Genomic DNA, 13,428 nt, shown 5'->3' on the forward strand with positions numbered 1-13,428 from the left:
ATACTTCATTTTACATATTGCATTTATATATTATTTTTTAATCATCTTGTATATTCCACCTATTATAAGTATAGGTATACCAAACATAATAGCTATTCTTATAGCCATAAGACCTAATAATCCGACTAAAGTTCCTAAAAATATTAGCAACCAAATAATCCCTATTATTAGTAGTAAACCGAATATAAATCTCATATTTTCCTCCTAATTTAATCTGCCTTTTATCATTCTAATAATTCTACATTTCATGCATAGTTTCTCATTAAGCTTTTTTAATTCTTCAACTGTTATTCCATCATTACATTCAACAATGAATTTCTTTCCGCATTGTTTACAAACTACTTCTCGCTTAGATTTTATTGGCATTATAACTTACTCCTATTATTACATGCATTGTTATATCACAATGCACAAAGCTTTTTATTCCTACCTAACTGTTACTACACAAGTATCTGGTTTTTCGTTTCCATCTTGTGTAGCACATGTTATCGTAGCTGTTCCTACTCCAACCGCAGTTACCCTGCCTGCTTGTACTGTCGCAACGCTGTTATTATTACTAGACCACACTAAATGATTTACACTAGTATCTGCTGGATTATTAATAACAGTTGGTACAGGCAATGCTTTTATTTCTCCTACATTTAAAGTCATACTAGGCTTATTTAATATTACTGCTGGTACAGAATTGTTTTGATTATTAATAGATGGACTAACTGTAACCAGACATGTAGCCCCTGGTATATTTTCATCTGTTGTTTTACATGTTATTGTAGCTTGACCTTCTGAAACTGCTGTAATTTTTCCCCACTCAACTTTAGCTACATTGGGATTACTACTAGACCATATTACTGTCGGAGGTAATGAATTGCCAGTATAATTAGTGCTTATTTTTACTAATTTTACATTGCCAATTTCCCCTACTTTTAGATTTAAACTATTATTATCTAGAATCACTCCTGGTGCATTTGAATTCGCTAAGTCTACACTAGCAGAATTTCCAGTTGCTTTTATAGGATTATTAGTAATCCAAGAACCATCTGAGCCTACTCGGTAACCATCTGGTGTGATTGTATCATGCAACATATAGCCATCTGCTCCAAAATAATACCACTTGTAATTGATTAATCGCCAAGCATTTGTAACATAGTCTCCGTAGAATGTGCCCTCATGCCACCACCAGCCTACATTGTTGTTCCTCCATTCTGCATGTGCTTCAACTACCGGACTAAAAGCTACTACAGATACACCTAATAATACACTTGCAATTAATTTTGATACTTTTTTCATTATATATTCCCCCTTGGATTTATTATTTCAATGCTCTCCTTTTTGAAAGCTATTTGATAACTCCATTATGCTTTAATAGCATGGACACTTATTGTCCTTTTAGAAAAATTCCTTGATATTAATCTCTAATGCCTTCGCTATCTTTTCCAATACTTTTAGTGATGGTTTTGTCCTTGCTACTTCTATATCCGAAAGGTAGGTATTTGAAATCCCTGCTTTTTCTGCTAGCTCATATTGCTTTAAGCTCTTCTTAAGCCTTTCACATTTTATTTTTTCACCTATATTATCCAACCTTAACACCCCCACACAATTCATTATACGATATTAACGTAATAAAGCAATTATTTTTACGCTTAAAGTATAATATTTTACCAGAATTACAAAGGATTTTACAATTTATTTAGTTTTGTTTATACTAAAATTAATACGTTATTTACGGAATTTTAAGGAGGCTATTATGGACTTAGGAGATAAGCTAAAATCTATTAGAAAAGCTAAAGGGTTATCATTAAAGCAATTATCAAAAGATACTAATGAAAAGATTTCTGTATCATTTTTAAGTGATATTGAAAATAGCAGAAGTAACCCTTCAATAGACAACCTAAAAATTATTGCTAATACTTTGAATACACCAGTATCTTATTTCATTGATGATACTGAAAATAGTTTATTTAGTAGTGCTATTGAAGATACAGATTTTATTCCTATCATTGAATTACTAAAGGATTTTAAAGATTGGAACATAGAAGATAAAAAAGAATTGCTTTATTATTTGAAAGCTAAAAAGACTATTAGAGATGATAAATAGGCTATAGTTAATATTACGTGAAAGGCATACTATTTTAGGTATACATATATATAACTATAAGCGTCCTTAACTGGTATTAGTTTAATTCCGTAATTATAAGAATCTGATGAAATACTGAACGGTTGCTCTTTGTCATAGCCTGTACCACTACAGTATTTTTCTACCTTCTGAAAGCTCGAAAGAAGGTCAAATTCAACGAAGTTTAGCTCCTTCTGTAATTTCCCAAGGTCTATTTTCGAGGCTGTTTTAAGCTCCAATAGAAGCTTTGTTGGATTCCATTGATTGCATATACTGCCATTTGAACCATTCCAATCTACTCTCATTGTTCCAACTCTCTGTTTTTCGTCAATTTCAAATGCTATTCCATTTACTAAATCTTTATCCATTATTATTACTCCATTTTATTAATATTCTTCTGCCAAAATCATAGTTGAATAATCAACGCTATCAATTACATATACCTTTATAACACCAGTAATCTCAATATCTGAAAGCTCTATAGAATATTTTTCTTTGTATTTAGGTACTTCCTGTTCATGTTCTATTATTATTTTCTTATTATCCTCTTTTGATATTCTAAAAATTTGCAAGTAATCTACTTTTACTTTCATCTTTAGCTCATCAATTAAATTCCACATTATAAGTTGTAGTCTAATATCTATTGCTGAATTTGCACCTCTGCTTACATAACTATTCTCTTTATTAAACATACTTCATCATCCTATCTTTAAATTTTTTCTTACATATAAGTCTAGTTTTATAGTAAAATACTCTTATAGATTTCACCCGAATCTATAAGAAAATCCTAATCACTATTAACTTAGCAATTAGGATTTTTTGTTATTATTCAATTCTTGTTTTAGCATATCAATGAATTCATCTGAAAATACTTTATTTTGTATAGCCTTCTTTATTAGCTCTAATAGTTGCATCTCTGTAACATCCAAAGACCTTGGGACGTATCTGTTGTCTCCCCTTATAGTGTCTTTATATAGTGCAAATCGTATCTCCTCACGCTTTTTCTCTTTGACTTCGATTCGCTCTATGCAACTATAGTAATCATCATCTTCTATGCTTACTTTATTATAGATTTTACAATAGCTCGTTTCTTTTATTATTTTGGTTTCAGTTTGCTTTGCCATTTCAATTACAACTCCTTTTCTATTAACATTTCATGAAGCTCCTTAGTTGAAAACACTACAATGGAATAATCATCGGATAATAGAAAAAGTGATGAATAGTAATCAATGCCATCATCACTCTTTATAATATCTGTATACTCTGGAAGTAGTCCTTTTATACTATTAGCTTTTATTTCTGCAACATCTTCTTTTGATTCCAATAGTGCTATATATCCCCCTAGGTCTTTTTCTACATCTCTATTAGCTCCATAGTTTTCATCCAATAGTGCTATTATTTCCTCTGCTTCTTGTAGCATTTTCTTTAAATACCTTGCTTTTATTTCTTCTAATTGGTCTTTTTTATATAGTTTTATCATCATTTATTACCTCCTTGAAATAACAAAAGGAATACTCAAGCTCTTATTGCTCTAAGTATTCCTTTTATATTTTATATTTTATATTCTACTATCATAATATATATTTATATATTCCCATTAATTCGCCTGCATACTCTTATGTATTAAATCCTTTTTAATTTCTTTAAATTCTTCTTCTGTTATTATACCATCATCAAGTATCTTCTTTAATTTTACAAGTTCATCTGTTAAATTGAACTTATTTATATTAGAACTTTCTTCCTTTTCTATAGAAGCTTCTTCAATTATATCTTTATATTCAGTATCTGCAGCTTCATATTCAATATCTATAGCTTCTCCTGTCTCTCTTTCTAAATCTTGAATATCACTTTTCAAATCTTCTTCTGTATAATTTTTATTTATTGAATTTGCTAATGCTTCCCTTAATCTATTTCCCATAGGCTTCATAGACATATATGTTAGCCCACCAGAAATTACACCACCTAAAATAGGTATTGCTTTAGATGCTCCTTTAGCAAATGTATCCTTTGTCATCTTTAAACCTATTGTCGCTGCTATTTTCTTTATTATAGGATAATATATAGTTTTAGTTAATGCTTGCTGTGGTAATTTTTTTAATACTTGCTTTGCCATGTTAGTTGAAATTAATCTTAGTGCAGTATTTGCTCCACCAACACCAAACATTGCTCCTAGAAAAAGTGTTAATTCATTTTTCACTCTTTCACTATCAATACTATCATCTTTCCATAAATCTTCAAAACCATATAGATAAGCTAATTCCTGTGCAATCTTAAGTGCCACTCCAAAAAATTGCAATGTATCTGCTGGTATAGTTGCCGCCATAGCAAGTCCACCTGGTAGTCCTGCAAAAAAAGAAGCTCCTGCTGTTTGAGTTGTCCTTTTACTTACTATATTTTTTGCTATCTTGTCCAATACAAACAAATCAATTCCTGCTTCTATTGTATTTGATTTAATAGCCTGATTAATTTTTTCTTCCGAAACATGATTACTTAGTTCTTTTATTAAAAAGCTAGTCCTATCTACTTTCACTCCTGGTATTTTTAATGCTGTAGTTAATGCTAATTCAAACTTATTATTTCCCTCACTATTATTCATATTATCCCTCCATAGTTACTTTTACACATATTTTATCATATTATGTATATAATTATATATTCTACCACATACTTTTATAAATTCCTTGTTATGACAACAAAATATAATATCTATGAATAGTTCCGTAACATTTTCTCTATGGTTTCTTTTATTTCTTCTCTATATTCCACTGGTCTTATTACTTCTAAAAATTCTTTTTGAGAAAGTAACCATCTCTTTACCCCCTCTCCATAAACCTCTGCTTCAATTATTGGTCTATTATCCTTCTCGTCATATCGTACTACTTTTGAAGTTGGTAATCTATCAAGCATTGCTTCCAATGAATCTCCCCAAAACTTAAACTGTATTGTAATTAGTTCTCCAGTATACATGAATTGTATTTTCTTATGGAATTCTCCCTCTTCAAACCTATCTTTATATGGCATCGAAAACTTTTCTTCTGTTATACTATATTTTTGAAACCTATCTACTCTAAATACAATTGGATGATTTTCTCTTTTGCCTACAATTTCACCAACCAAATAGAAATAATATTCACTAAACACTAATCCCAGTGGCTTTAATTTATATTCTTTAATATTTCCATCTTGTCTCTCATACTTTACTTCAACTAATTTCTGTTCTTGGATACTAATACTAATCTTCCAAATAAAATCAATTATATTTTTATTGTGCCTAGGTGCTACATAATTGAATCTTTCATTACTAATAATTTTTCTTAACAACTGATTATCTTGGCATTGATAATTTAATATATCCATTATTCTATCCATCTCTTGATTTGAAAAAGCTCTTGATTCAAGAATAACTTTAGATAATGAAAAAATATCTCTATCAGCAAATTTAAAGCCTGTACGATTTATCATTTCATAACCTTTTTTATTCTTGTTATATACAATGGTTTTTGGATTTTCCTCGTCACTTTCTAAGTAATACCTTAACTCATCTATATCTCTTTGAATTGTTTTTTCATCTACTTCATATATAGTTGCTAAAAACTTCTTACTCTTAACTTCCCCTCTGTTAAATCTCTCATAAAGATTTAATATCCTATATGACTTTGATTTACCTTCTCTTTTCTTATCATCTTCATTCATAATTTATTACCTCCAACCTCTTATATAAAATAGCATACAATATATATAAGGACAAAATTAGTCCATGTAAAAAAGACTCATATCAATATTAATTTAATGATATAAGTCCTTTTAATTATTACTAATTAATATGTATTATATTAAATTTTCTATATGTTAAAGTTTCTATCCTGCCATATATTCTATTACTGCATTTTTAATTTTTTCAATTCTTACATCTTGTATTTGCTTCATTCTAATTTCATCTGGTGAAGCATCTTGAATTTCTCCAATATTATTAAATTTACTTCTTAATTTGTCTTTGATAAAGTTACTTAATCCTAAGTTATCTATACTATGAGAACGTAATATTTTATACAAAGATACTTCTTCCTCTTTTTTTATTTTACCTCCACAGATAGGACAAAAATTATAGTTTTCATCATTGGTTGTAAAAGTGCAATTTTTATTACTGCATTTGTACTCATTTTGCAGTTTAACTTTATTACATAGTTCTTGTATTTGCGTAGTAGACATAAAATAGGCTTGGTTATTTTCTATAGCTATAGACATATCTGATATTTCTTTTACATCTTTTATTATTAAGTCTGAAAAAAGTATACTTGGATTTAATGTTATATAATACCCATAATATCCACCCTTCCCTAAACTCTTTTTACTATAATTAATAGTAATAATATTATAATACGCAAGTATATCAAATATTTCATGAATCTTATCATATGCTGCCGTTTCGATATATAATCCTGATGATAATTTTTTATTCCCATCTCGTCTTTTAGCATTCCAAGCTCTTAAATTAGGTATAACAACTTCCTTAATAAATATTTCTGCCTCCTTAATATAAATTTTATATTTAGGCATTCTCTCTTGTAAAGTATTGAATTCTCTCCATTTATTATCAAATACTTTTCTTATTGCGTTTATTGTTACTGTATTTGTAATTGTCTTTTTCTTAAATGCATTTATATTTTCTAATTCATCAATTATATGAAATGCAAATCTAGGATTTCCATTACTACAAACACATATAGTATTTATAATATCATCATTTATAGTTAGTTTATTCCAATATAATTTATTATGATTCTGTATTCTTACTTTTAGGATTTCCCTTATATAATTAACATCATTTATATTACTAGGCATCCAATCAATTCTTAATTCCTTAGCATCTTGTCCTTTTTCAAAGTATTTTCCATAATTTGTTATACCAGGATATACTGCTGCTTTGCAGGCTATTTGCGGATTTCTCAAACTTTTAAATAATGTAAAAAACTTTTCTTGTTGGGGAGATGAAAATACATGTGCAGCTTCATCAAATAACAATACTATTCTACTAAGATTAAATTCCTTACATAAACTCAATAGAAATTCTTTGAAACTTGCAGGATTATCCAATATTTTCATCAGCTCTAATGATGGTGTTTTATCCTTTAGTTCATTATTGCTTTCAATATCACCTTGTTGTAAAAGTTCAACATATGTATTTAATAATCCGGTATAATAACCAAACTTTTCTACTTTATCATTTGCAGCATTATTAAAAATTTTTGATAACCTTTTACTTAATTCATCTTCACAAGATGGCTTGAGCGATATTATCTTTTTTAAAGTTTCTGATAAAATTTTTCCCATTGTCCATTGTAAAAAAGGGTCTGCTGATTTTGAATCATTTATATTTATTCTCTCTAAGTTTAATGACTCTTCAAAACTAATCCAAACTGCTAAAATACTATCTTTATTGAAGTCATTTTTTGCTTGGATTTCTGCAACCCTCATCAGCATTGTTTTTCCTATTCCTCTACTACCTTCAAATATATATTGTTCTGAATCTAGCAGTCTTATAATTTTTCCATCATTTCTATCTACAAAATAATCTTTTACAAAATCATCATTTAAACTCTCTGTTCTATCTACTATATAATCACCTAACGAATTACTCATTTCTTAAACTCTCCCACTTTTATTTTATTAGCTAATTTAATTATATCTTCATCTTCATAATAATTAAATCTTAATATAAACATTACAGAAATAATACTCATAACGTTATAAAAATAGTTTTCAAACAGTTTATAATCAGATTTACTATATTTAATTTCAAGCCCCTTTGTTTTTGTTAATGTTTTATATCTACCGTGTACTATATCACATAAATCAGAATATATTTTTTTTAATTTCTGAGATATATCATTTTCTGATTTTTCTAATTTTCTTATATCTTTATAGAATGATTCTATATAAGCAGTTTTATAGAATGAATAGTCGTTTACTAAAGTGCTTACATATTTATCCGCAGGGTAATTATAATCTTTAAGTAAATTATATTCTATTTTATGGTCATAATAATAAAATGAGCCAGATGCTAATTCCAATATACTTCGCAAACATATAGAACCACTATGGTAAAATCCTGAAATTGCACTATGAATTACTGAAATTATATCATTAATTATTTCATTCCATATTATCCCTATCTCTTCATCTTTTTCGGTTATATATTCAGATATCTTAATCAATGAATTTAAGCAATTCATCATATCAGTTAAATTATTATCACTTAATGTATTGTCTTGTATTAATTTTATTGGTTTAAGTATACTTTCTTGGATTTGATTTCTTATATATGACATAACTATACACCTCTAATATTATTCCCAATTATTATACCATTTTTTATTCTTTTTACATATATAGTTCATTACCAATTTTAGTAAAGTTCGCATTTACTTATGATATGGTTCACCTTTAATTATTCTAAATCCTCTATAAATTTGCTCTAATAGCATTACTCTAAAAAGCTGATGTGGAAATGTCATCTTTGAAAAGCATAATTTATAATTAGCTCTTGCTAAAACACTTTTTGAGATTCCTAGGCTTCCTCCTATTATAAATGCTATATTGGGATTTCCTGTTACCCCCAAGTTATCTATGTATCCTGCAAATTCTTCTGATGTTAGTTGCTTTCCACCTAAATCCATTGCTATAACGAACATATTGTCTTTAATTTTATTTAGTATTCCTTGCCCCTCTTTCTCTTTAATTACCTCTTCTTCTTTTTCTGACGCATTATCTGGTGTTTTTTCATCCACCAATTCAACTATATCTAATTTGCAATACCTTCCTAATCTTTTTGAATATTCTTCTATAGCATCCCTTAAATACTTTTCCTTTATTTTACCAACTGTTATTATCGTTATGTTCATTGTTATCTCCTTTAATTATTTTATGCATACCTATATTATAACTAAAAATAAAAACTGTAGCTAAATTCTTTACTCAGCTACAGTTTTTATTTCTTAATACTATTTATATTTTATACTAAGTTTTAAACTAACAAAAATTAGAGATATCATTCTATTCATTTATAGAGCTTCAACTTTAATTCTAGATTTTGTCTTATATAGTCTGTATGCTGTTAACACTGCTCCTAATGCACATATTATAGCTGCGGCAACATATACATATTGCATCCCATATACAAAAATATCATCTCTTCCCTCTATATATCCTGTAACATGATATCCTATTTGACTACTCATCCTATTGTATAAAAGAGTTGTTGATAGTGATATTCCAAAAACCATTCCTAAATTTCTAACTAACGCATTTATACTTCCAGCAATCCCTAAATTTTTTGTATCTACTGTAGACATAACTAATGAATTATTTGGTGACTGAAACATCCCATTTCCTAGTGTCATTATTGCTATAAAGGCAATTAATGCACCTATGTGAGAATATTCATTTAAAGTTGATATTAAAAATAAACCTAGGCTAGTTCCAATAAGTCCTAAAAATGTTAAAACTTCAGATCCTATTCTATCTGATATATACCCACTCATTGGAGCAACAACTGATAAAATTATTGGTGATACCATCATTAATACACCAGTAACTGAAGGAGCTAGTTTCATCACGTATTGTAGGTAAAATGGCAATATAATATTTGAACAACTTATTGCCACAAATGAAATGAATGCACAAAAAATACTGAGCGAAAATAATGAATTACTAAATATCTCTAGTTTCAATAATGGTTCATCAATTCTTTTTTCAACAATTATAAATAAAATAAATAATATAATAGAGACAACAAATGATATAATGATTCCTATATTGTCATATCCAATTTCCTTGCCAAAAGTTAAAGCACTGAATAAAAGTACCATAGTTGATCCAAATAAAGTTGCACCTTTTATATCTAATTTTTCATTTGAATTATTAGAATTTTTAGGAAGTGTCTTCATTGCTAAAGCTAATGCCAAAATTCCTATAGGCACATTTATTAAAAAAATATACTGCCAACTTAAAATCGATACAATTATTCCTCCTACTGGTGGACCTATCATTGAACCTAATGCTACAAAAGTTCCATTTAATCCTAGCGCCCTTCCTCTTTCGTTTCTTGGAAAAACCTGAGTTATAATTCCTTGACTTGTAGACATGGTTCCTGCAGCTCCAATTGCTTGCAATATTCTCGAGAAGACTAACATTACTAATGAATTAGATAATCCACATAAAAGTGAACCAATCGTGAAAATAATTATACCCAATTTAAAAACTGAAGTTTTACCCTTAATATCAGCTAATCTTCCAAATATAAGAATAGTTCCTACAATAACTATTAAATAGCTCGTTACTACCCATTCTATAGATGCCATACTTACTGCAAGCCTCTGCGACATTACAGGAAGTGCTACATTCACTATACTACTATCAAGTGTGGACATAAATGTCAGTAGTACAGTAGTAAATAATATTAACCATCTTTTTTTATCCGTACTTTCCATATGTTTTATCCTTTCTGTTTATACATGTTTTATCTAGCTGTAAAAATAGAGTTTATATATAATAACTCAACATTCATAAACCTAATCACAACTTATATAGTTGCACTTGCAACTATATAAAATTATAATATATTTTTATTATTTACACAAATGGTATGATAATTCTCTAAATATAAAAATATAATCCACATTTTAAAGTTCATAAAAAAAATTATCCACATTTTATTCTAATTCTATGGATAAAGTTCTTTATATTATTTGTACAGTTTTAATATGTATGTTCTAAAAAATTTGCTTTATAGAAATTTAATTGTATTGACTTGATTATCCTCTAATTATTAAACCATGCTTTTGCTAACATGCTATCAAAAAAACTGCGTGCAAATAATGTTTCCAAATGATAGATTAAAAATTCCCTAATAATTAAGACTTACTATTAGTTTCCTCTTACATTAACAAAAGCATGATATTAATTATATTTTATATTATTTTTTACTTTAATTTAAATGATCCAACCATCTCATTTAAATTATCTGACGAATATTCCAGTACATCGGTTGCTTGCTTTAGTTGTCTTATTTCTAATAATATTTTTTTAACCATAGACAGTGATTCTTCACTTTTATTTGAACTATTTTCGGTAGATTGTTCTATTTTATCTGCCATAGTGCTTAAATTATTCATAACATCCCCAACACTTTGGCTCTGGGTCGAAGTTATTTCTGATATTGACTGCATCGCATTAGCTATTATATTTACATCATCATTAATATGATCAAATGATTGAATAGATTCTTTTACACTCGCTGTAGATATATCTACCTTAGTATTTATCTCTTCTGCATATTCAAATGTTGCTTGTGTCTGTTTTTGGACTTGATTAATGACATTACTTATTGACTTGGTAGCACTTTCTGTTTCTAGTGCTAGCTTAGATATTTCTTCCGCTACTACAGAAAATCCTTTTCCACTCTCTCCTGCTCTTGCAGCTTCAATTGATGCATTAAGCGCTAGAAGTTGTGTCTGCTTACTTATATTTCTTATAACATTAATTACTTCACTTATCTCCTGTGAATATCCCTGTAAAGTACTTATAGATTCTACTGTATTCTCGATGGTCTTTTCTAAATCCTCCATATTACTCAAGACTTCTTTTGATATGCTTTGTGCCGATGCTGCACTTTCATTAGTTCCTTCAACTATACCTGATACTTCTAATATAAGACTATCCATTTCCTGAATAGATGCTGTAATATCTGAAAATTTGTTTTTTGTATTTTGGAATACTAGATTTTGGTCTTTAGAATTTTCCAGTAAAGTTATCACTGTATTTTCAATGACTCCCATTCCATTTTTAACTTCGCTTGTTATATTAGAAACTATATTTACTGATTTTTTTGTAGTTTTAGCTGATCTTTTCACTCTATATAACATGCTCATCTGATTATTTATGAATTTATTGAACCATCGCGACAGCTCTCCGATTTCATCTGATGACATTTTTTCAACTCTTTTGGTTAAATTTCCTTCGCCTTCCGCAATATCTTGTAATATATTTATCGTTCTACTTAAAGGGGATGAAATCATTCTTTTAGATATTAATAACGAAAACAGTGATAATATAATCCACATTGCTATAGATGTAAATATACTATTATTCGGTGATAATTTAATTGCTATAAAATTTACTGCAATTAAAATTGCTGATATTATTGATATAGATATTGGCATCTTTAAATTAATACTTTGAAAATTATATATCTCAGCTATATCACCCTCACACATCATTCCCCATACCTCATCACAGTTCGGGGGTTTTATTAATGTTCCCTTACCTCCCACCATTATATGTCTGTAATCTGGATATCCAGGCCAACAATCTAGATTTTCACCATTTCGAATTGTATTTTCAACTCCTCGATGTAATTTACTTGTAGCCGGATCATTAAAAATTATTTCAAATTCGGTATGCTCTTTAATTCTAACTGTACCCCAACTCTTTGTTTTAACTCCATCTTTAAGATTCTCACCTAAAGTAAATGTATTATCCTCAAATCTGCTTCTAGATATTGCTGTTCCGGGCTTAATATCTCTGCTAGTCTTCACCATAAATAAGTAATTATCTCCAGAATCCTTATATATATGAGTATCCTCATCTTGAATTACGTTGCTCATATCATCATTTAGTGTTCTGCAGCATAATATTCTAATTTGATTACTGTGATTTTTGCATGTACTGGAAAACATTAATGTAACATCATCAGCAAATTTCTTATTACTTATATCAGTATGTAGGGTTCTTTTATCAATATATGGTCCATACATTAAAGGCCTACCTTCTAATCCAGCTTTTAGATTAGGTAAATCACTCATATCTAATCCAATATGCTCTTTGCACGAAGAAACTGATACTATTCCTTTCTCATCTAAAACAAATATTTCGCAAAAGTCCTCATGCTTTTTTACGGTTTCAATTAAATAATTACATACTATATTATCATTGTCTTCTAATGCCACAAGTGAATTCTTAATATTTTCTAATTGTGCCCACTTGTCATTAAACCAGTTATCTAATGCCTTTTTTCTTCCATTTGATATTCCTTCAAATACTTTTTCTGAATGTTCCTTTAGATTTCTATTCAACAGATATTTAAGCTTTAAACTCATAGCAATCCCCCCATATATTATTCTTATATCTACTTTTAATAAAAAAATAAAGCACTAAATACAGATTTTTTAAATCCATACTTGTGCTTTCATAGCATTACTATTTATTTACTACAATTCCTTGTATAACATAATTATACCAACTATATTGATTTTTGT

At 28.5% G+C, this 13,428-nt stretch carries 16 protein-coding genes; 1 reads left to right on the forward strand and 15 read right to left on the reverse strand.

Translation table 11 applies throughout. The features are described 5' to 3' along the window. Window positions 1-30: 30 nt before the first annotated feature. The 4 genes from AXY43_RS27985 to AXY43_RS14025 form a co-directional block, all read right to left on the reverse strand. A complete protein-coding gene (locus AXY43_RS27985; protein ID WP_181246113.1) occupies window positions 31-195 on the reverse strand; it encodes a hypothetical protein in 165 nt (54 codons plus the stop codon). A 9-nt stretch (window positions 196-204) separates the two neighbouring features. Beyond that, window positions 205-366, reverse strand: coding sequence for a hypothetical protein (locus AXY43_RS27990; protein ID WP_181246112.1), 162 nt, complete (start codon window positions 364-366; stop codon window positions 205-207). Between the two features lie 60 nt (window positions 367-426). Beyond that, a complete protein-coding gene (locus AXY43_RS14020) occupies window positions 427-1,287 on the reverse strand; it encodes an Ig-like domain-containing protein (RefSeq protein WP_105411721.1) in 861 nt (286 codons plus the stop codon). A gap of 99 nt (window positions 1,288-1,386) precedes the next feature. Then, the gene (locus tag AXY43_RS14025; protein ID WP_105411722.1) at window positions 1,387-1,578 is read right to left on the reverse strand and encodes a helix-turn-helix domain-containing protein; all 192 of its coding nucleotides are present in this window, start codon (window positions 1,576-1,578) and stop codon (window positions 1,387-1,389) included. 166 nt (window positions 1,579-1,744) lie between these two features. Between AXY43_RS14025 and AXY43_RS14030 the strand changes: the two genes are divergently transcribed. Next, window positions 1,745-2,095 carry a helix-turn-helix domain-containing protein gene (locus tag AXY43_RS14030; RefSeq protein WP_242986251.1) on the forward strand — a complete coding sequence of 117 codons (351 nt, stop codon included), beginning with the start codon at window positions 1,745-1,747 and terminating at the stop codon, window positions 2,093-2,095. A 29-nt stretch (window positions 2,096-2,124) separates the two neighbouring features. On the opposite strand, the gene AXY43_RS14035 is transcribed toward AXY43_RS14030, so the two are convergent. From AXY43_RS14035 to AXY43_RS14085, 11 genes are all read right to left on the reverse strand, one after another. Then, window positions 2,125-2,481, reverse strand: coding sequence for a hypothetical protein (locus tag AXY43_RS14035; protein ID WP_105411723.1), 357 nt, complete (start codon window positions 2,479-2,481; stop codon window positions 2,125-2,127). Between the two features lie 18 nt (window positions 2,482-2,499). Then, on the reverse strand, window positions 2,500-2,805 hold the full coding sequence (locus tag AXY43_RS14040; protein ID WP_105411724.1) for a DUF960 family protein: 306 nt from the start codon (window positions 2,803-2,805) through the stop codon (window positions 2,500-2,502). A gap of 117 nt (window positions 2,806-2,922) precedes the next feature. Then, window positions 2,923-3,237 (reverse strand): hypothetical protein, encoded by a 315-nt coding sequence (locus AXY43_RS14045; protein WP_105411725.1) that lies wholly within the window; start codon window positions 3,235-3,237, stop codon window positions 2,923-2,925. Window positions 3,238-3,242: 5 nt separating this feature from the next. Next, entirely contained in the window at window positions 3,243-3,596 is a 354-nt protein-coding gene (locus AXY43_RS14050; RefSeq protein WP_242986249.1) for a hypothetical protein, read from the reverse strand. A 114-nt stretch (window positions 3,597-3,710) separates the two neighbouring features. Beyond that, window positions 3,711-4,709 carry an SHOCT domain-containing protein gene (locus tag AXY43_RS14055; RefSeq protein ID WP_181246111.1) on the reverse strand — a complete coding sequence of 333 codons (999 nt, stop codon included), beginning with the start codon at window positions 4,707-4,709 and terminating at the stop codon, window positions 3,711-3,713. 110 nt (window positions 4,710-4,819) lie between these two features. Then, window positions 4,820-5,806 (reverse strand): helix-turn-helix transcriptional regulator, encoded by a 987-nt coding sequence (locus tag AXY43_RS14060; protein WP_105411726.1) that lies wholly within the window; start codon window positions 5,804-5,806, stop codon window positions 4,820-4,822. Window positions 5,807-5,971: 165 nt separating this feature from the next. Then, window positions 5,972-7,753 (reverse strand): ORC-CDC6 family AAA ATPase, encoded by a 1,782-nt coding sequence (locus tag AXY43_RS14065; protein WP_105411727.1) that lies wholly within the window; start codon window positions 7,751-7,753, stop codon window positions 5,972-5,974. After that, the gene (locus tag AXY43_RS14070; RefSeq protein WP_105411728.1) at window positions 7,750-8,442 is read right to left on the reverse strand and encodes a hypothetical protein; all 693 of its coding nucleotides are present in this window, start codon (window positions 8,440-8,442) and stop codon (window positions 7,750-7,752) included. Before AXY43_RS14070 ends, AXY43_RS14065 begins: the two co-directional genes overlap by 4 nt. 93 nt (window positions 8,443-8,535) lie before the next feature. Continuing rightward, complete coding sequence (rlmH, locus tag AXY43_RS14075) at window positions 8,536-9,015, reverse strand: 23S rRNA (pseudouridine(1915)-N(3))-methyltransferase RlmH (protein WP_012061206.1); 480 nt, start codon at window positions 9,013-9,015, stop codon at window positions 8,536-8,538. A 159-nt stretch (window positions 9,016-9,174) separates the two neighbouring features. Further along, window positions 9,175-10,602, reverse strand: a complete 1,428-nt coding sequence (locus AXY43_RS14080) for an MFS transporter (protein WP_012061207.1) — start codon at window positions 10,600-10,602, stop codon at window positions 9,175-9,177. A 492-nt stretch (window positions 10,603-11,094) separates the two neighbouring features. Next, window positions 11,095-13,269: a methyl-accepting chemotaxis protein gene (locus tag AXY43_RS14085; protein WP_077869928.1), complete on the reverse strand. Its 2,175-nt coding sequence runs from the start codon at window positions 13,267-13,269 to the stop codon at window positions 11,095-11,097. Window positions 13,270-13,428 lie beyond the last annotated feature (159 nt).

Source organism: Clostridium sp. MF28, assembly GCF_002969175.1.
In the GTDB taxonomy this organism is placed as follows: domain Bacteria; phylum Bacillota; class Clostridia; order Clostridiales; family Clostridiaceae; genus Clostridium; species Clostridium beijerinckii.